General features: G+C 67.5%; 20 protein-coding genes. 10 read left to right on the forward strand and 10 right to left on the reverse strand.

Annotated elements, in window-relative coordinates:
* Positions 1–35: 35 nt before the first annotated feature.
* Positions 36–974, forward strand: coding sequence for a ketopantoate reductase family protein (locus D9V34_RS06865; RefSeq protein ID WP_121688100.1), 939 nt, complete (start codon positions 36–38; stop codon positions 972–974).
* On the opposite strand, the gene D9V34_RS18250 is transcribed toward D9V34_RS06865, so the two are convergent.
* The 4 genes from D9V34_RS18250 to D9V34_RS06880 form a co-directional block, all read right to left on the reverse strand.
* Positions 971–2,212, reverse strand: a complete 1,242-nt coding sequence (locus D9V34_RS18250; RefSeq protein WP_121688101.1) for a Fic family protein — start codon at positions 2,210–2,212, stop codon at positions 971–973. The genes D9V34_RS06865 and D9V34_RS18250 overlap by 4 nt on opposite strands.
* Positions 2,213–2,269: 57 nt before the next feature.
* A complete protein-coding gene (locus D9V34_RS18255; protein WP_281272272.1) occupies positions 2,270–2,401 on the reverse strand; it encodes a hypothetical protein in 132 nt (43 codons plus the stop codon).
* A gap of 53 nt (positions 2,402–2,454) precedes the next feature.
* Complete coding sequence (locus D9V34_RS06875; protein ID WP_147441638.1) at positions 2,455–3,501, reverse strand: hypothetical protein; 1,047 nt, start codon at positions 3,499–3,501, stop codon at positions 2,455–2,457.
* A gap of 97 nt (positions 3,502–3,598) precedes the next feature.
* Complete coding sequence (locus D9V34_RS06880; protein ID WP_121688103.1) at positions 3,599–4,540, reverse strand: SLAC1 family transporter; 942 nt, start codon at positions 4,538–4,540, stop codon at positions 3,599–3,601.
* A gap of 55 nt (positions 4,541–4,595) precedes the next feature.
* Between D9V34_RS06880 and D9V34_RS06885 the strand changes: the two genes are divergently transcribed.
* Positions 4,596–5,162, forward strand: coding sequence for a CGNR zinc finger domain-containing protein (locus D9V34_RS06885; protein WP_121688104.1), 567 nt, complete (start codon positions 4,596–4,598; stop codon positions 5,160–5,162).
* Positions 5,163–5,255: 93 nt separating this feature from the next.
* On the opposite strand, the gene D9V34_RS06890 is transcribed toward D9V34_RS06885, so the two are convergent.
* Genes D9V34_RS06890 through D9V34_RS06900 form a run of 3 tightly spaced genes read right to left on the reverse strand, consistent with a single transcriptional unit; the run spans position 5,256 to position 8,130 of the window.
* Positions 5,256–6,761 carry an FAD-dependent oxidoreductase gene (locus D9V34_RS06890; protein ID WP_147441639.1) on the reverse strand — a complete coding sequence of 502 codons (1,506 nt, stop codon included), beginning with the start codon at positions 6,759–6,761 and terminating at the stop codon, positions 5,256–5,258.
* Positions 6,758–7,642, reverse strand: a complete 885-nt coding sequence (locus tag D9V34_RS06895) for an FAD:protein FMN transferase (protein ID WP_121688106.1) — start codon at positions 7,640–7,642, stop codon at positions 6,758–6,760. The genes D9V34_RS06890 and D9V34_RS06895 overlap by 4 nt, the downstream gene beginning before the upstream one ends.
* The gene (locus D9V34_RS06900) at positions 7,642–8,130 is read right to left on the reverse strand and encodes an FMN-binding protein (RefSeq protein WP_245991946.1); all 489 of its coding nucleotides are present in this window, start codon (positions 8,128–8,130) and stop codon (positions 7,642–7,644) included. Before D9V34_RS06900 ends, D9V34_RS06895 begins: the two co-directional genes overlap by 1 nt.
* A gap of 153 nt (positions 8,131–8,283) precedes the next feature.
* On the opposite strand from D9V34_RS06900, the gene D9V34_RS06905 reads away from it, so the two are divergent.
* Positions 8,284–8,793 carry a sigma-70 family RNA polymerase sigma factor gene (locus D9V34_RS06905; protein WP_121688107.1) on the forward strand — a complete coding sequence of 170 codons (510 nt, stop codon included), beginning with the start codon at positions 8,284–8,286 and terminating at the stop codon, positions 8,791–8,793.
* The gene (locus tag D9V34_RS06910) at positions 8,790–9,500 is read left to right on the forward strand and encodes an anti-sigma factor family protein (protein ID WP_121688108.1); all 711 of its coding nucleotides are present in this window, start codon (positions 8,790–8,792) and stop codon (positions 9,498–9,500) included. Before D9V34_RS06905 ends, D9V34_RS06910 begins: the two co-directional genes overlap by 4 nt.
* Before the next feature lie 101 nt (positions 9,501–9,601).
* Here D9V34_RS06910 and D9V34_RS06915 read toward each other — a convergent pair whose 3' ends face one another.
* Complete coding sequence (locus D9V34_RS06915) at positions 9,602–10,195, reverse strand: HdeD family acid-resistance protein (protein ID WP_121688109.1); 594 nt, start codon at positions 10,193–10,195, stop codon at positions 9,602–9,604.
* A gap of 8 nt (positions 10,196–10,203) precedes the next feature.
* Complete coding sequence (locus D9V34_RS06920; protein WP_121688110.1) at positions 10,204–11,193, reverse strand: FUSC family protein; 990 nt, start codon at positions 11,191–11,193, stop codon at positions 10,204–10,206.
* A 78-nt stretch (positions 11,194–11,271) separates the two neighbouring features.
* Here D9V34_RS06920 and D9V34_RS06925 point away from each other — a divergent pair, with 78 nt between their 5' ends.
* The 6 genes from D9V34_RS06925 (at position 11,272) to D9V34_RS06950 (ending at position 17,653) form a co-directional block, all read left to right on the forward strand.
* Entirely contained in the window at positions 11,272–12,507 is a 1,236-nt protein-coding gene (locus D9V34_RS06925) for an amidohydrolase (RefSeq protein ID WP_121688111.1), read from the forward strand.
* Positions 12,508–12,625: 118 nt separating this feature from the next.
* Positions 12,626–13,861, forward strand: coding sequence for an amidohydrolase (locus tag D9V34_RS06930; protein WP_121688112.1), 1,236 nt, complete (start codon positions 12,626–12,628; stop codon positions 13,859–13,861).
* A 29-nt stretch (positions 13,862–13,890) separates the two neighbouring features.
* The gene (locus D9V34_RS06935) at positions 13,891–15,066 is read left to right on the forward strand and encodes an AI-2E family transporter (RefSeq protein WP_121688113.1); all 1,176 of its coding nucleotides are present in this window, start codon (positions 13,891–13,893) and stop codon (positions 15,064–15,066) included.
* A gap of 71 nt (positions 15,067–15,137) precedes the next feature.
* Positions 15,138–15,731, forward strand: a complete 594-nt coding sequence (locus D9V34_RS06940) for a TetR/AcrR family transcriptional regulator (protein ID WP_121688114.1) — start codon at positions 15,138–15,140, stop codon at positions 15,729–15,731.
* Positions 15,728–16,900 carry an SGNH/GDSL hydrolase family protein gene (locus tag D9V34_RS06945; RefSeq protein WP_121688115.1) on the forward strand — a complete coding sequence of 391 codons (1,173 nt, stop codon included), beginning with the start codon at positions 15,728–15,730 and terminating at the stop codon, positions 16,898–16,900. Before D9V34_RS06940 ends, D9V34_RS06945 begins: the two co-directional genes overlap by 4 nt.
* A gap of 114 nt (positions 16,901–17,014) precedes the next feature.
* Complete coding sequence (locus D9V34_RS06950) at positions 17,015–17,653, forward strand: class I SAM-dependent methyltransferase (protein ID WP_121688116.1); 639 nt, start codon at positions 17,015–17,017, stop codon at positions 17,651–17,653.
* Between the two features lie 91 nt (positions 17,654–17,744).
* On the opposite strand, the gene D9V34_RS06955 is transcribed toward D9V34_RS06950, so the two are convergent.
* Entirely contained in the window at positions 17,745–18,821 is a 1,077-nt protein-coding gene (locus D9V34_RS06955) for an epoxide hydrolase family protein (RefSeq protein ID WP_121688117.1), read from the reverse strand.
* Positions 18,822–18,838: the final 17 nt, after the last annotated feature.

Raw genomic sequence — 18,838 nt, forward strand, 5'->3', positions numbered from 1 at the left:
CATCACGCACCGCACCCGAGCGATTGGAGAACACCATGACCAACTCCCCCGCACGCATCCTGATCGTGGGTGCCGGCGCAACCGGCGGCTACTTCGGCACACGGCTGCTCCAGGCCGGACGCGACGTCAGCTTCCTGCTGCGCGAATCGCGGGCCGCGCGGGTCCGCGAACTTGGGCTGCGCGTTTCGGCCCTGGACGGAGACCTGGTCTCGCATCCCGCCGTGCTGACCCGGGACACCCTGGATCGCACGGCCCCCTTCGACCTGATCCTGCTCGGCGTGCGTGCCGACGCCCTGGACGCTGCCCTCGAGGATCTCGCCCCGGCGGTGGGCCCGGATACCGCGATCATCCCCTTCCTCAACGGCACCCGTCACCTCGATACTCTGCGGAACCGCTTCCCCGACGCCCACGTATTCGGCGGGGTGGCCAAGGTATCGACATCGCTCGATGAGGCGGGAACCATCGTGCAGGTTACCCCGGGCGCGGCGATTGACTTTGGCTCGCTGACGGCGGATGAGAACGTCGTCACCCACATCCATGAGCTCCTGGACGTCCCGGGGATCACCGTGCGGACCCGCGAAGACATCGTGCAGGACATGTGGGATAAGTGGGTGTTTATCGTCTCTCTCACCTCGATCACCGTGCTCATGGGCGCGCCCATTGGCGCGGTTTCCGGCACGCGGGAGGGGGCGGCGTTTGCCCGCGCGGTGGTCGATGAAGCCGCCGCCGTCAGCGCGGCCGCCGGACACCCGGTATCCGCTGACACTCACGCGAGCCTGGTCGCCACGGCCACCGATTCCGCCTCCCCGATGACCACCTCGGTGTACCGCAACATGCGAGCCGGGGTGCACACCGAAGTGGAGGCGATGCTGGGCACGTTCCTGGATACCGCCCGCGAGCTGCACGTGGACACCCCGCGGATAGACCTGGCGACCCTGCGTCTGCGCGTCCACGAACACGTGATCGCCAGCTAGCGCGGGTAGGTCGGCCCACCGGCGGACAGCGCGGCGTGGATCCGAGACTCCAGATCGTTGAGCTCATCGATGACGTCGGTAACAACCCAGATGCGCTCACCGCGACGCCCACCCACCTCGCGCAGGGTCCCCGCCCGCTCCAGAGCCTCAACCACCGCGTCACGCGTGTCCGCTCGTACGCCGGTAAGAGCCTCAAGATCGGACACCATCAGGGTCGTCTGATCGCACACGTAGTCGCAGATCCGCCCACCGGGAGTATCTGGTCGCGCATCAATCACCCCGCGCCAGCGCGCAGGGAGCGCGGCGAGCCGGCTAAAGGTCTCTCCGGCTTCGTCCGCGGCGACGGTGATCGCCGCCACGATGATCTGAGTCAGCGGATCCGTCTCACCCCGCCGATACGCGGCCAGTGCGTCAAAATATCCGGAACGTAGCGCCCCCAAACCACTGGCCACGGGCAGGGTTGCGTGGAGGGTCACCCCGCGGCGCTGCAGGAGAGCCCCGATCAGGGCGCGTCCGATGCGACCATTTCCGTCGGTGAAGGGGTGGATCGACTCAAACTGTGCGTGCGCGATTGCCGCCTGGGCGAGCACGGGAACATCATCCCGATTGACGAAACGGATGAGGTCTTCCATGAGCCCGGGAACAAAATCGGGCGGCGGGGGAACATAGACAGCACCGCGCGGGCTGAAGTCACTCCCGCCCAACCAGTTCTGCTCGGCCCTAAATCTGCCCGCCCAGGCCCGATCCCCCAGGTCGGCATCCCTCCGCATCAGGGCCGCATGGGCGTCGATGATGTCGGCGAGCGCGATCCGCCCCGAGCGCCCGGCACGCAACAGCAGCGTGTGAATCGCCTCCATGGCTGCCACCACACTGAGCGCCTCGGTGCTTGCGTTTTGCCCCGCCATTGCGCGAGCCAGCGACTCGGTACTCGGGGCAATCCGTTCGATCTTGGATGATGCCACCGATTCACAGCGCACCATGAAACGCCCCAGGGCCGCGGACCGACCACGGCTGCGCGCATCCGAGCGCGCCGCAGCAACCAATGCTCGCTCGCCGACGAGCACCGTTTCGGGTGTCGGAATCACCGTGCGCTCGGCGATGAGCGGCGGCACGTGTGCGATCACCTCGGAGAGCACCCGGTCGGCCCGTGTGCCCCCGCGCTGGCGCTGCCGCCACGGGCGCGCCACCGTCTCATGCGCGGGCCAGGCCGTGGCTGTGGTACTTTTCTGCGAGTTCATCGTTTCCCCCTGTGCGGCAACGCTACGGCGGAGGGGAACGAGAGTCGAGTGAATGGACTAGGGGTTCGCTGTGAGTGCGGGAGTACCCCAGAACGGGCCGGTCAGCCCAACGCTCGCGAAGTACTCGGCGGCAACCAGGGGCTCCCGGCGGACATACCCGGCATCAAGGTTCGGGCAGGTGGTGACCACCAGGGCCGAGGATGCCTCGGGTGGCGAACGTGTGCGCCAGGACGGACACCATCTCAGTGCGCGTCGGTGATGGCGGCGATCCCCGCGCGGATCCTGGCCGCGAGCTCCTCGATTCGGGCCGTCGACTCCGCGCCGGCCGCGGCCTGAGCCCAGGCTCGGGTGAGCGCCCGGAGACGATCCTCACGCAGCGCGAGTCCCGCCCGCGGCACCCGCTCCACACCCCATCCCAGCAGAGCCCCGGCCACAAACGCCTCATGGTCGGCACTGACCCCCGGCCGATGCGCGGTCAGCCCCGGCAGCTCAGCATCACCCAGCAGCTCGGCCGCGCGACTCCAGTGCGCATTCTGGCGAACGTGGGTACCCTCGGGGGTCCCCACGAAGCGCTCCAGCTGCGTACGTCCCTCGCGGTATACCGGAATCCACCCGTGACCGATGCCCTCGATTGTGCTCGCGGAGAGCACTGCCCAGTCGGGTCGATCCGCCGCCACCGCGGCCAGGGTGGCACGCGCACACTCCGCCCCGACCCCCTCTGCCTCGGCACTTTCACGCCGATCCATCGGGTGTGGCACCACGGCAAATACCCGGATCCCCAGTGTGTGCAGGGTGTCGGCCATGATGCGCTCGGCCTCGACATAACCGCCGCCTCGACCGCCGAGGATCCGCGCGATCCGAGCCGCATCCACGCCGTCAAATAGCAGAAACAGGGTCGGCGCTCGCTCCTGCGGCTGGAGTTCAACTAGGCCGTGCCCGGTGAGCGCGGCCAGCCGGACACGATAGGCGTTATGCGGCGAATCCGCCGCGGTGTGCAGCGCAATGCCTGACCCTGGAGGCACCCGGCGCAGCGCTGATACCGCGCGGGCGACACCACCCGGCAGCGGTTGAGCGATATCCCGAATCACAAACACGCTGCGGGCCTCATCCTCGGTCAGGATGCTCCACGCCTGCGCCATCGCACCCACCGGATCCGAACGCCCCTGCGCGTCCACATCCGGCACCAGCAGCAGGGTGGGCCGCCGCAGTCGACGCAGGATCCCCTCGATCTCCGTGCGCCGGGCGGGATCAAACACCATCGCGCCTCGCACCATCGGTCGTCTGGTCATCGGAGTCCCTTCGTCTCCGCACCACGGTACGGTGACGCGCACCGCGCGCGCCGGAAACTCGGCAAATACTCACCGTGATTGGCCCACCCGATGCCACCTAGGCGGCGGCCGCCACCGTGAGGCTCGCGCGCGCGATCAGCACGGCCCGGACCGAAAGGGTGGCCACCGTGAGGATCACCGCGGTCACCACGAGCACACCGATGCCGGCCCAGATGGGGTTCGTCGTGGCGCTGATGACAAACGCCGCGACCGCACCCAGCGGGAAGGTATAGGACCAGGCGCCGAGCGTGAACGGGGTGCGTCGATACAGGGGCATCAGACCCAGCTGCAGGAGCACCAGAATCGCAGTCAGGCCCAGCAGAATCTCGACGCCGATTCCCACATGGGTGCCGGTCAGCGCGATCCATGCCCCGCCACCCACGGCGGGCGGTGCCATCAGGATTGCCAGCGAGGGCACCAGGGGTGCGGGCAGGGCCGGCCGCAGGGCAAGGCGAGCCAGAATCAGCGTGAAGACCAGCACCCAGAACAGCGTGGCCACTCCGAAGGCACCCCAGCCGAGTCCGATCCAGCCGATCTTGGCGGCCGATCCCGCGGCGATATAGCCCGCCGCCACCGTGGGCAGGAGATAGCCTCCGTGCACCAGGTCGATCTCGATATTGCCACGTGCCCAGCGTCCCAGGATCCAACCGGCAAACACCGCGCCGACGGCAATCGAGGCCAGCACCAGCGTCGTTCCCGCCCAGGGAACCATCGGATACAGGCGAGCCCCCAGGAACATGCCCAGCGCGGGGGCCAGTGCGGCGACCGGACCCTGGGCCGGATGGCGGAGCTGGCTGATCAGGCTCTGCTCGGCGGCGAATCCGCGTACAGTGTGGGCCACCAGCAGCCAGATCCAGGCAAGCGCGGCAATCCCCCAGAGGACGTCGCCGATCATCGGGCTCAGCCCCCACACCGCGTCGGCGGCGCTCCAGGTCTGGGCAAGACCGGCAAGGCCAAAGCCGATGGCGAAGGTGATCATGGGGATACGTTGTGCAGTCATAGTGGGATACTAATGCATTATTGCCTAGTTAATCCATTAGTCCTAGACTGGGCGCATGACCTTCACGCTTCTGGGCGAGCCCGCGGCTATCGATCTGCTCAATACACTCAAGACCGCGCATACCCCGGCGGTGGATCAGCTCGATGCGCCCGGTGCCCTCGCCGAGTTTTGGCGCTTTCAATCCGAACGCGACCCCTCGATCACCGCGCTAAACGCCGAGGACACCCGGAGCCTCCGCACGCTCGTGGGGGCGCTGATCCAGGCGATCGACGAGGGGAGCGCCCCGGAAACACCGGTCCTCACCGCCGCCAACACCATCCTGCACGCCGCCCCGGTGCAGAGCTACCTGAGCGTGCGTGACGGGCACCTGCACGTCGAATACACCACAACCGCACGCACCGCCGAGGAGGCCACCCGCGCCAAGCTGATTCTGTCGGCCCTGGAACTGAGTGATGCGGCGGCCGCCGGACGCCTGCGCCACTGCCCGGCCGAGGACTGCTCGCAGATGTTCATCGCAACCAACGCCAAGCGTCGCTGGTGCACCGCCGCGGGCTGCGGAAATCGTGCGCGCGTCTCCCGACACGCAGCCCGAGCACGCGTCAGCACACGACCCACCCGCTAGGCGGAATCGGGACTCGAAAGCGCGACGAAACCACGCTGCCCACGGCGTCACCGCGGCTGAGGCATCCCGATCCCGCCCGTGCGCAGGGCCCCGCTAGTAGCCGATAAACCGATCTGTGCGGACGCGGTGCACGCCGTGTGAGCGAGCCGCGCGCGATGCCGACGCGACAAATGCCGGGGAACCGGCCACATAGGCGTGGGTTGGACGCCCGGCGGGCCGCGCGATCTCCAGCGCATGCTCATCCACCCGCGTGCCCGCGTACAGCCATCCCGCGGGCAGCGCGCCCTGCCGAGCCAGAGACTCCGGCCCAACAATCAACACCCGTACGCCTCCGCGTCGCAGCACGGGCTCCGCCCAGACCGGATCTTCACCCGCGCGCAGGGCCCAGATCAGGGTGGGTCCCGACGCCGGACGAGCCGTGCGCGCATCGGCCGCGGCGAGGAACGGGGTGAGCCCCACGCCGTTGGCCAGCCACAGCTCATCCGCTCCGCCACGCACCGTAAAATCGCCACCCACGGCGCTCACGGCCACGTGGGTCCCAGGTTTCAGGGCGAGCAGTGCCTGCTTAAACGAGCTGGCCCGCTCCTCGACCCGCGTAATGATGCGCACCGAGGAGGCCCCCGGTGCCGAGGCCACGCTAAACACCCGGCGCAGGCCGCGCCCATCGGCACCCCGGTGTGGGATGGAGAGCTCCAGATACTGGCCGGGACGCAGGCGCAGCGGACGCTCGGGGACGAAGGACAGGTCGGCGATTCCGCCCGCATGCTCCTCGCGGGCCTCCAGCGTCAGCCGCACCCGCGAACGCGGACCAAACCCGAACGCGACCGCGTTTCCCACCAGCAGCGCGAGTTCCGGCGACATCGCCAGCGCACCCAGGTTCAGCGGGATCAGCGAGATCAGGCCAACAATGGCGCTGACCAGCATCCGCCAGCGACGCCGCGGCGGGGCCGTCAGCGGCTCACTCATCATGAAGGCCCCGAGGAAGAGGTAGGGGTAGGAGGCCAGGGCGATCCAGCCGGCACCGAGTGGATCCGCGCCGGTGGACACCAGCTTGAGCAGCGTGCCCACCACCCCGATTACGATCACCGGCAGCGCGATATCCCAGGCCCGCGCCCGGTGCAGCACCAGGGCCGCGCCGAGGACCAGCGGAACAAACAGTGCCGGGGTCGCGATCCACCAGACGGCACCGCCGATGCCGGTGGCGGCGACCACCATCGCCCCGGCGGCCACCGGATTGAAGAGGTGGCGTCCCCGCCAGGCCAGCAGATACTTGCTCAGATTCGCCGCAACCACGGCGAGCGCGAGCATCCCCTGGCTCTCCATCGTGGGCAGGGGGAAAAAGAGAAATACCAGGATCAGCGCGGTCACCAGCGAGGATTCCCCGTGTGGGGAGACCCGCCAAATCAGCGCAAAGATTCGATTGGATACCCAGCCAGCCACCACCGCGACCACGAGGCTCAACACGAGCCCCAGGATCGGGAAGGAGAGCACACCGATCAGTGAGAGTACCGCCGCAATCACCCAGAGTGCCAGCAACACCAGCAGCACCAGGCGATACATCGTCACACGGCCAAGAAGGCGGTCCAATCGGGTAATCATGCGGTAAAAACCTCTCCGGGAAGCGTGCGGGAATACTCCACGCGTCCATTGCTAAACATCCGAACCCAGTCGATCTCCAGCCGCGTCGCCACAGCCTCGGGTCCGGCAAAAAACAGGGCGGTCGCGGCGGCGTCGGCGATCAGCGCCGACTCCCCGATCGCCCAGGTGGCCACGATCGAGTCCACCGGTTTTCCGGTGCGTCCATCCAACACGTGGTGGAGTCCCTCGCCCCATGCGCGACGGTTGGTCGCCGATCCGGCAATCGCGCCACGCGGCCCGGACGCGTCCAGCTCGATCACGCCGATCGCCCGGGTGCGATCAAAGGGGTGTTCCAGCGCAACCCGCAGCCCGGGCTGCCCGGCGTGGCGAATGTCGCCCCCGGCATCAACAGTGAGGGCCGTGTAGCCGCGAGCCATCAGCAGCCCGGCGACCAGGTCCACCAGCTGCCCCTTGCCCACGGCACCCACGTCCAGGAGCACCGGTTCGGTTGCGCTGAGGATCGTCCCCGTGCTGTGCAGGGTGTCGCCGAGTGCCGGGACCGGGCTTGGGACCCCCGAGGGAACCAGCGAGTAGGCCGGGTCATACCCCAGGGTTTCCAGCGCCCGCCCCACCAGCGGGGTGACCGCACCGGCGGTGAGATCCTCCAGGTTCACATACGTGTCCCAGAGTTCCGGCCAGTGCGGCCCCAGGTCCACGCTGCCGCCGGTGCGTGCGAAATCACGCACCGACGAGTCGGCGCGAAAGCGTGAATACACCGCGTCATAGGCATCGATCAGCGTGGACACGGCCGCCCGGTCACCGGGAGAAATCTCGTTCTCCGTGGTGATCTGCCAGCCGGTTCCGATCGCCTCAAAACGCCAAGGGGCGGGAGCTGGAGACACTACTTCGCCTGGGAAATGATGTTGTTGATGGCGTCGTTGAAGCCCGCACCGGTCAGCGAGGAGCCCGAGACGGTGCCCACGTTAAGGTCGGAGATGTTTTTACCCACCACCTGACCGGCGATACCCGAGGCAAACTGGGTTTCAAACTGCTTAGCGGTGGGGTTTTCCCCCTTGGGGACCACCTTGACATCGCTAACCACGCCACCCTTGAGCGTGACCGTGACACCGATCGATTCCTGCCCGCCGGGCGAGGTGTAGGTACCGTCGGCGGAGTAGGTGCCGTCCTTGAGCGCGGTGGCCGCGGGTGACGCGCCGGGGTCGGCCTGAGACTGGGCCGCGGGAGCGCTGGGGTTTGTGGAGGAACCCGCATCCGATCCGCTCTTGGTCAGGTCGCCGGTTGCGCAGCCGGAGAGTGCGGCGATGGCGGCGACGCCGATACCGATCAGGGCGCTGGTGCGAACGGCGCCGGGGGTGCGAAGCATATCCATGGTGTTACCTTCCGTGGTGGTTCGAGACAACGGTCACACGAGGTAGGCGGCGGCCCGGTTCAGCCAATCGGGTTTTCTACAGAAAAAACTCAGCTTTGAACCATCGGGCCTCGAATATCGTGTACCGGGAGTGAGCAAGGAAACGAGGGCGTGATGTCCACCGAGCATGAGGCGCGGGTTCTGCGCGAGCTGCATGAGCAGCATGGCGCGGTGATCTGGCGTTTTGTGGTGCGCCTCACCGGCGATTTTGCCGGGGCCGACGACATCGTGCAGGAAACCCTGCTGCGCGCCTGGCGCAATCCGCGGATCATGTCCGATGATCCCGAAAGCGCACGCTCCTGGCTGTATACGGTGGCCCGCAACCTGGTGGTGGATGAGGCGCGCAGCGCCCGCCGCCGCCACGAAATCGGGGTCGAGGAGATGCCCGAGGGACGCTCCGATGACCACACCGACGCCCTGTTTGATTCGATCCTGGTAGCCGAGGCCCTGGCGGCCCTGAGCGACGAGCATCGGGCGGTGGTCACCGGTGCGTACTTCGGCGGGCGCAGCACGGTGGAGCTCTCGGCAGATCTGGGGATCCCCGAGGGCACGGTCAAGTCACGGCTGCACTATGGACTGCGCGCACTCAAGCTTGCGCTTCAGGAAAAGGGGGTCACCCGGTGACCGATATCCACACCCGCTTTGACGAGTGGGATGCCGCCTATGTCTTGGGTGCACTGGGACCTGCCGATCGACGCGCCTACGAGGAGCACCTGGCCGAGTGCGAGCGGTGTCGCCTGCACATGTCCGAGCTGGCCTCGCTGCCCGGGCTGCTCTCGCGAATCACCCCGCCAAACGAGCGGGAGATGCCCGGAGACGAGCGGCCCGTGCCCGAAGCCCCGAGACTCACGCCGGACATCACCGCCGCGCACCTCCCCCACCCGCGACGCCGCCGCCTGAGCCGCCGCGCTCGCGGATGGGCCATCGCCGCGGCCGCCGCCGTGCTGGTTGTCGGGGCCGCGATCCCCCTCACCCTGCACGTGTTGGAACCCAAGACCGAGCGCCTCACCCTCGCCCAGGTGGGTCCCGAGCTGGCACCGATCGACGCGGTGGTCACCCTGCGAGACATCCCCGGCGGAACCCGGGTCACGATGGACTGCTCCTACACATCCCCCGCCGCCCCCTATCCCGGGGCCGAACCGGTGGACTACTCGCTGGTACTCACCGACAACGCCGGGCGGGAACGCGCGGTCTCCACCTGGGTCGCGGCGCCGGGCAGCCCGGCGCGGGTCGAGGTCACCACCACCACACCGCTTGAGGGTATCCGCTCGGTGGATGTGCGCCGTGCCGATTCGACCACGCCGCTGCTGCGAGCCCTCCCCGCCGACTAAACCACGCGTCAACAGCCCGCTCCCACGCACCGTCCCCACGCACCGGGCCAACAGAAAACGCCCCCATCCGGTACTACCAGATGGGGGCGTTGGCAGAAAAACTAGATGCGGGCTTCGTCCACGCGGAGGGTGGCACCGTTTGCGGGTCCCCGGTAGCTGAACGCACGCACGATCTGCAGGATACCCAGCACCACCAGGGCAACACCCAGGATCAGCCACAGCAGGGCGGCGAAGGCGAACGGCGCGGTGATCACGAGGATACCGGCGATGATGCTCAGCACGGCGAAGACCACGCCCCACACCTTATTAGCGACGCTGCGCAGGCTCGCGAAGGCGAGAACACCCTCAAAGATCCAGCTCACACCGATGAAGATCGCGGTGAAGACCGCGAGCACGGTGGTGACGTTGCCGAGGTCGGTGAAGGCCACGATACCGGCAATCACAAACAGCACACCGAGCAGCACGTTGCCGATCCGTCCCCAGGTCGAGGCACTCTTGGCAAAGATGCCCAGGGCCGCGTAGATCACGCCGGCCACAACCGCGTAGATCGCGATGAACGCGGTGATGACCGAGGCGGTCTTCAGCGGTGCCACCAGGATCAAGATACCGATGATGATCGCGATGATTCCGGCGATGCCGAGGGCCGTGCGCACACCGTTGGTGAGGGTGCGGGAAAGGGAGGGTTCCTGAGTCATGGTTTTCCTTAGGGGTTGAGGGTTGAGGCTTGGGGGCGCGGCACAATCCGCGCATGGCGGTCATGCAGGATTGTATGGGCGATCACGTTGACCACGATGGCCAACACGGCGGCGATGGCCACGGATTCGATCCGCCCGAGGCCCACCAGGTGGGCGGGCTGATCGGAGGACGTGGTGAGCAGCACCACCGGGGTGAGCAGGGTCACAAACATCGGATAGTTGCCGGAGAGAATATAGGCCACACACAGCAGCGTGCAGACCAGCGCCACGAGGATCGGCACCGGCGCGGGGAGCAGCGAGACCAGCGTGGCAAACACCGCACCGATCGCGGTACCCACCACGCGGTCTCGGGCACGGCTGGTGCGGTTATCAACGCCGACCGCGAGAATCATGCAGTAGGACAGCAGGGTCCAACTGACGTAGGGGAAGTCCACGGCCTCGCCGATGGCAACGATGCCCAGGGATCCCACCGCGAGCAGCACCCCATAGCCAAGCCGCTCCTTGACCGGCTGCGGGGTCGGCAGAGAGTCGTGTTTGGTCGGCATCAGTGTCGCAAACGCGAGCATAAATGCGGCCCCCAGACTCGACCCTAAAAGCACCTGCCAGAACTGCACGTCGGTGTTGGACAGCGAGGCAAAAACGATCAGGTTGACCGGCGAGCGGGTCATCGAGGAGATGTCCCCGATCCGGAACAGGCCCTGCACCAGACACACCCCCACCAGGGCGACCAGGACCGGGAAGGTACCCAGCGAACCCAGCGTAAAGCCCAGCATTGCCACGATCACAGCCCACAGTGCCGCCATCACCCGCCACCTGGGCAGCAGTGCCCGGGACGGGGAAAGGAGGAACATGATGGCCAGATAGCCGGCCTGGGCGGTGTGCGGTCCGATGAATCCATAGAGGGCCGCGAGCAATACCGCGGCCGACCCCACCAGAATCAACGCCCCCAGTATGGCGCGACGCGTCAGCGCAAAATTCTTGAACACGACGTGCGTCATGAGCTTCCCCCTCCCGTCCCCACGGAGCCAGCGCTACGGTAATAAGAGAACACTATCGATGTTTGGGGAGCGGTCGTTATGACAAAACAGGATATTTCCGAACTTTTTGATATCTATCGTGATTTACACGCACATCCGGAACTGAGTTTCGCCGAGACCCGCACCGCCGGCATCGTTGCCGCGAGACTGCGCGGCCTCGGCTATGCGGTGACCGAGGGTGTGGGCCAGACCGGTGTGGTTGGGGTGCTGGATCGAGGTGTCGGATCCACCGTGCTGCTGCGAGCGGACATGGACGCGCTCCCGGTGCGCGAGGACACCGGTCTGGACTATGCCTCGGTGGCAACCGCCACAAACGATGCGGGCATTGAGGTGCCGGTCATGCACGCGTGCGGGCACGACGTCCACATCACCGCCATGCTCGGTGCCGCCGCCGAGCTCGCCGCCGATCCCACCTGGTCCGGGCGTCTGCTGCTGGTGTTCCAGCCGGCCGAGGAACAGGGCGCGGGGGCACAGGCTATGGTGGATGATCACCTGTTTGAGCGATTCGGAACCCCCGATGTGGTGCTCGGCCAGCACGTGGCACCGCTGCCCGCGGGCACGCTGGGGCTGCGTTCGGGACCGGCCTTCGCCGCCTCGGATGCGCTGCGGGTGACCCTGTTTGGGCGCGGCGGCCACGGCTCGCGCCCCGAAACCACCGTGGACCCGATTGTGCTGGCGGCCGCGGTCATCCTGCGCCTGCAGACGATCGTGTCCCGGGAGATCGCCGGCACCGAGACCGCGGTCCTCACCGTGGGCGCGGTGCACGCGGGCTCGGCCCCCAACATCATCCCCGACAGCGCCGAACTGCTGATCAACATCCGCACCTTCGACCGCGAGGTCCGGGCCACCATCCTCTCGGCGATCACCCGGATTGTGCGCGGCGAGGCCCAGACCGCCGGGACCGAGCGCGAACCCGAGATCGAAACCCTGCACGCGTTCCCTCTGGTGAGTAACGACCCGGCGGCCACCGAGCGGGTGCGCGCCGCCTTCACCGCCGATCTGCCCGATCTGGTGCTGGTGGATCCCGGCGTGGTGACCGGCAGTGAGGACATCGGAATCCTCGCCACGGCCGCCGGTGCCCCGTGCATGTACTGGGTGCTGGGCGGGGCGGATCCGCAGCTCTTCGCCGGACTATCACGCTCGGCCGAGATCATGGCCCGGGTCGCGCAGCAGCCCTCCAACCACTCCTCAAAGTTCGCCCCAAAGATCGAGGCCACGCTGCCGCTGGGGATTCGCACCCTGGTGAGCGCGGCCGGGGCCTGGTTGAAGCCGTAGCCCTCATACGGGGTGACCATCGGTCGGAAACCCCGGCCACGGCGCGGTACTCCCCCGTTTTCTTCGGCCACGGCACTACGGTGGATATCAATTAGTATTCGCCGAGCCAGGAGTTCGAATGTCGCCGCACACCAGCACCGATTTTGAGGCCGTTTACCGCGATCTGCACACCCATCCGGAGCTGGGGTTCCAGGAGGTGCGCACCGCGGGAATCGTCGCCGAGCACCTGCGCTCGGTCGGATACGAGGTCACCGAGGGCGTGGGCATCACCGGCGTGGTGGGCATCCTGGATCGCGGTCCCGGTGCCACCGTGCTGCTGCGCGCGGACATGGACGCACTGCCCGTGCGCGAGGAAACCGGGCTCCCCTATGCGAGCACCGACTCGACCATCAACGCCGAGGGTGTCGAGGTCCCGCTGATGCACGCGTGTGGCCACGACATGCACACCACCGCCCTGCTCGGTGCCGCCTCGGCTCTGGCCGCGGATCCCACCTGGACCGGACGCCTGATGCTGGTCTTCCAGCCCGCCGAGGAGCAGGGATCGGGTGCCCGCACCATGATCGAGGACGGCCTGTTTGAGCGCTTCGGAACCCCCGATGTGGTGCTCGGTCAGCACGTGGCGCCGTTCCCCGCCGGTGCGTTTGGGCTGCGATCCGGTGCGGCCTTTGCCGCCTCCGACTCCTTTGTGATCACCCTGTTCGGACGCGGCGGGCACGGCTCCCGGCCCGAAACCACCGTGGACCCGATCGTGCTGGCAGCCTCGGTCATCCTGCGCCTGCAGACCATCGTGTCCCGCGAGGTTGCCGGAACCGAAACCGCCGTGCTGACCATCGGCTCGGTGCATGCAGGCTCGGCTCCCAACATCATCCCCGACAGCGCCGAGCTCAAGATCAGCCTGCGCAGCGTGGACCCCGCGGTGCGCGCCCGGGTGATCGCGGCGATCGAGCGCATCGTCCGCGGCGAGGCCCTGACCTCCGGTGCCGATCGCGAACCCACCATTGTGCACGCCCACTCCTACCCCGCGGTGGTCAACGATGAGGCCGCGACCGCACGCGTCCACGCGGCCCTGACCGCCGCCATTCCCGGCGTGCAGGTCATCGACCCGGGCCTAGTGACCGGCAGCGAGGACGTGGGCATGCTCGCCGAGGCCGCCGGAGTGCCGTGCATGTACTGGCTGCTCGGCGGCGCCGATCCCGCGCCCTTTGCTAACGTGACCAGCCAGCAGGACCTCGTCGCCCGGGTATCCGCGCTGCCCTCCAACCACTCGCCGCTGTTCGCCCCGGCGATCATCCCGACCCTGCCGCTGGGTATCGCCGCCCTGAGCGCCGCGGCGCTGGCCTGGCTCAAGCCCTAACTCACACACCCGAAAACTCAGAGGAAACCATGCCCGAGAAATCCACCCCGGACAGCACCGCCGAGACCACCACCACGGACGTCGAGGTTTCGGAAGAAGCCCCGCGTGATCCCGACGCCGCCTCGGCCCCGGTCAACGTGCCGCCGTCACGTCGCTTCTGGACCCGACTCGACAACCCGTTTGTTGCCGGCTTCCTCCTCACCCTGGGCGGCCTGGCAGCCTTCAGCCTGGGTGCCGCGATCACCAACATCTCCACGGTGATCATCTACATCGTGTTTGCCCTCTTTATCGCGCTGGGCATCGACCCGGTGGTGCGCTGGCTCTCCGGGCGCGGGCTCAGCCGCACCTGGTCGATCGTGATCACCATCGTTGGTCTGCTGGCGATTATCGTGGGCATGATGTGGCTGGTGATCCCGACCGTGGTGGATCAGGTCACCCAGTTTGTGCAGTCGGTCCCCTCGATGATCAAGGACTTCATGCACAGCGACCTCTTCCACCGCCTGGAGGGGATGTTTGGTGAGGGCTTCGAATCGCTGATCGGTGACATTCAGAAGTTCCTCTCCGACCCGGGCAACATCGCGGCGATCGGTGGCGGCGCGTTCCAGGTGGGTGCCACGATCTTCTCGGGTCTGTCCGGTGTGCTGATCGTCCTGGTGCTGACCCTGTACTTCGTGGCCTCGCTGCCGCAGATCAAGTCGGCCATGTACGAGCTGGCTCCGGCCCGCAACCGCGCCCGCATCTCCGACCTGACCGACCAGATCACCGATTCGATCGGTGGCTACCTGGGCGGCATGGTGGTGCTGGCCTTCTTCAACGCGGTCTTCTCGGGTGTGCTCTACGCGATCCTCGGCCTGCCGTTCCCGCTGCTGATGAGCGTGGTCGCCTTCTGTATCACGCTGATCCCGCTGGTCGGTTCGGTCCTGTTCTGGGCCGTGGCGAGCGTTCTCGCGCTGTTCACCAGCCCGCTCTCGGCGCTGCTGTTTGCGCTGATCTACATCGCCTACGTGCAGGTCGAGGCCTACGTACTGACCCCGCGGGTGATGAGCCGGGCCATTTCGATCCCCGGATCCCTCGTGGTCATCGGTGCCCTGATCGGAGGCACACTGCTGGGACTGCTGGGTGCGCTGGTGGCGATTCCGGTGACCGCCTCGATCCTGCTGATTATCAAGCAGGTGTGGATCCCGCGTCAGAACTCCAAAAAGTAGTTCTTGACTCCAAACCTACACGTGTTAGGATTTTTCCTAATATGTGTAGGTTTGTTGTTTAAGGAGGCATCATGGCACGCGCCGGCATTACCCCCGAGCGCCTGATCGGAGTGGGCGCGGAGCTCGCCGATGAGGTGGGCATCGAACGGGTCACCCTGGCCGAGGTGGCGCGACGCTTCGACGTCAAGACCGCGAGCCTCTACTCCCACGTGGCAAACACCGCGGCCCTGAGTGAGGGAATCGCGCTGCTCGCACTCACCGAAATGGCCGACCGCCTGGCCATCGCGACCGCGGGCAAGGCTGGACGCGACGCCCTCGCCGGACTCGCCAACACCTACCGCGACTATGCACACGCCCACCCCGGCCGCTTCGCCGCAACGCTTGTTCCGCTGAGCTCGGAGGCCGCCGCCGCGAGTGACGGCCCGCGCCACGTCCACCTCACCGAGGCCGTGCTAGCGGGCTACACTCTCTCCCCCGAGACCCATCCGCACGCGGTGCGCCTGATCGGCAGCACCGTGCGCGGATTCATCACCCTCGAGGCCGCCGGCGGATTCGCACACAGCGCGCCGCCCGCCTCCGACAGCTGGATCGCGATCATCGACGCCCTCGATGCCCTCCTCACCCACTGGCCCACCTCCCCCGATTCGGAAAGGATCGCCTCATGACCACCACCCCCACCCCCGTGCCACTGAACGACACCCTCATCCGCGGGGCCGCCCAGCTCGAATCCACCGAACACGGACTGCTGCCACACCGCTTGCCCGCCTGGGCTCGCGCGCAGAACACCGATCCGCAGCTGAGCATGGTTGAGGCGCAGCCCTCGGGTGTGCGGCTGGCATTTTTCAGCGCCGCCACCGTGATTGAGCTGGACCTGTTCCGCTCGCGCACCACCTATAGCGGCGTGCCCGCACGCCCGGACGGGATCGTGGAGCTCACGATCGATGGGGAGCGGATCACCCAGATGGTCACCTCGGGCGGGTCCACCACCACGATCGATATGGCCACCGGCGTGCCCACGACCGAGGTGGGTCCGGTCGCCACCCTGCGTTTTGAGGGACTGTCTGCCGCGTCGAAACTCGTGGAGATCTGGCTGCCGCACAACGAGCAGATCGCGATTGCCGCACTGCGCACCGACGCCCCGGTCACCCCGATTGCCGCGGATGCGCGCCCGGTGTGGGTACACCACGGATCCTCGATCAGCCACGGCTCCAACGCGGTGCGGCCCACCGGCATCTGGCCCGTGGTGGCCGCTCGCGGCGCGGACCTGGAGCTGGTGAACCTGGGCTTTGGCGGCAGCGCCCTGCTGGATCCCTTCACCGCCCGCAAAATTCGGGATACCCCCGCCGACCTGATTAGCCTCAAGCTCGGAATCAACCTCACCAATCTCGACCTGATGCGGGTGCGCGCATTCGGCCCGGCCATACACGGCTTCCTCGACACGATCCGGGAGGGCCACCCGGACACCCCGCTGCTGGTGATCTCCCCGATCTACTGCGGCATCCACGAGGACACCCCGGGGCCCGGCATGTTTGATCTAGAGGCACTGGTCACGGGTCAGCTGCGCTTTATCGCCACCGGCAAGCCCGATGAGGTCAGGGCTGGCAAGCTGACCCTGCGCGTGATTCGCGCCGAGCTTGAGCGCATCATCACCGAGCGCCGCGCCACCGATCCGAACCTGTTCTATCTGGATGGCCAGGAGCTCTACGGCGAGGCGGACGCCGAAACCCACCCGCTGCCCGACGCCCTGCACCCGGGCGCCGAGTCCCACCAGATCATGGGCGAGCGCTTCGCCCGGATCGCGCTGGGTGAGGGAACCGATACCTGGTCCCTCTGATTTTCGACCGACGGCCCCTTCCTGCGGGAAGGGGCCGTTTTCCATTTGGCAAAAGTTATTGCAGTTCTCGCCGGGCGCGGCGCAGACTGGGATATCCCCATCGAAAGGCCTCCCATGACCACATCCTCACACCACACCTTCGACCGCGCCTACTGGGAGCAGCACTGGGATGAGTCGATCCTGCGCGGCAGCCACCGAACCCCGCCCCACCCGCACCTCGAGACCTTTCTGAGCGATCTCGCGCCGGGCATCGCCCTGGAAGCGGGCTGCGGCACAGGTGCCGAGGCGCTCTGGCTGGCCGAGCACGGATGGCGGGTCACCGGGGCCGATATCTCGGCCGGCGCCCTCGCGGTGGCTGCCGAGCGGGCACGCGCCGCCGGAGTGGCGAACCGAGCCACCTGGATCGAAGCAGACCTGGGCACCTGGGCTCCGGAAACCGGGTTCGATCTGGTGAGTACCCACTTTGCCCACCCGGCGATGCCGCAGCTGAATTTCTACCGCCGGATCGCCGAGTGGGTTGCCCCGGGCGGCACCCTCTTCATCGCCGGCCATGCCACCGGACACCACGGTAATCACCCCGACGCCAACGCCCATCCGATCGAGGCCACCGCGACTATCGAGGGGATCATCGCACTGCTTCCCGCCGAGGAGTGGAGCATCGTGGCCGCCGAGGAGGTCAACCTCGCCTCGGTCCACGCCGATGCGCCCACCCACCGACGGGACGTGGTGGTGCGGGCAAGCCGAATCGGTTAGTCAAGTCGGCGCGACCGGGCGAAAAGACACGGCCACGAGGTTCGGCCGCGGCCCTGCACCATCGAGCCCGCCGCCGACCCGCACTGCCCGCCTAGCCCAGGGCGAGCGCTCGGCGCAGATCCTCCACGTATGCAGCGGGTGCCTCCCAGGCGGCGAAGTGTCCACCCGCGGGATGCTCGATCAACGCGGTCAGGTTCACAAACCGCTCCACAAACGCGCGCGGGGCGTGCATGAAGTCCCCGGCGAAGGCCGAGTAGACCGTCGGAGTCTCGATCCGCGCGGGCAGCACCACGGGCACGGTATACGTCGAGAGTGCGGTGCCCGCGGTGCCCGTATGCCAGACGGCACTAACCCAGGTCAGCAGATCGTCGTAAGTGAAAGAGCCGGCAGACCCGGCCCAGTCGATCAACTTCTCCCCCATCCAGGCCAGCAGGGCCGCCGGAGAATCGCCCAGTATCGTGGTCACCGTGCCGGGACGGGTCGCCTGCTCGGCCACAAACCCGCCGTGCGCCTGCCGCCAGCCACCCGCGACGGCGGCAAACGCCAGCTCCTCGGGAGTCGCAGTGGTCGGGTCAATCATCCCAGCCCTGGCCGCCGCCAGGTTCGTCAGGTGCAGCGCCGAGACGCGCTCGGGATGGGCCGCCGCCAGCAGCTCGGCCACGGTGCCACCCACGTCCCCGGCCGAGATCACAAAGCGCGCATAGCCGAGGGCGGTCATAGCCTCGGCCACCATCCCGGCAATATCGGCGGTCGAAACCGGAGCGCCTTCCAGCGGCGGGGCAAACGGGAATCCGGGCAGGGCCGGAATGACCACATTGACGTCCTCCAGCAGCGGCAGCACCCGCTCGAAGCGCAACACCGAGTCGGGCCAGCCGTGCAGGAGCACCACGGTCGGGGCATCCGGCGTGGTCGAGCGCCGATGGATCACCCGCAGCGCGCGTTCCCCCACACCCACAATCTCCCAGGGATAGGCGCGGATGCGGCGCTCGTGTGCGCGCCAATCGAAGTCCTCGGACCAGGTGCGCAGGAGACGGGCAAACCGCTCACCCGGAATGCCGCGCGCGGAATCCCCCGCCCACGGGTTGGCGATCAGCCGAGTGCCGCGGATCCGCGCCGTGAGGTCGTCAAGCGCGGCGGACGTGGTGGGCGTGGGGGCGGAGGTGTTCATGGGGGTCCTTTCGACGC

It is taken from the genome of Mycetocola lacteus, from assembly GCF_003667575.1.
Lineage (GTDB): Bacteria > Actinomycetota > Actinomycetes > Actinomycetales > Microbacteriaceae > Mycetocola > Mycetocola lacteus.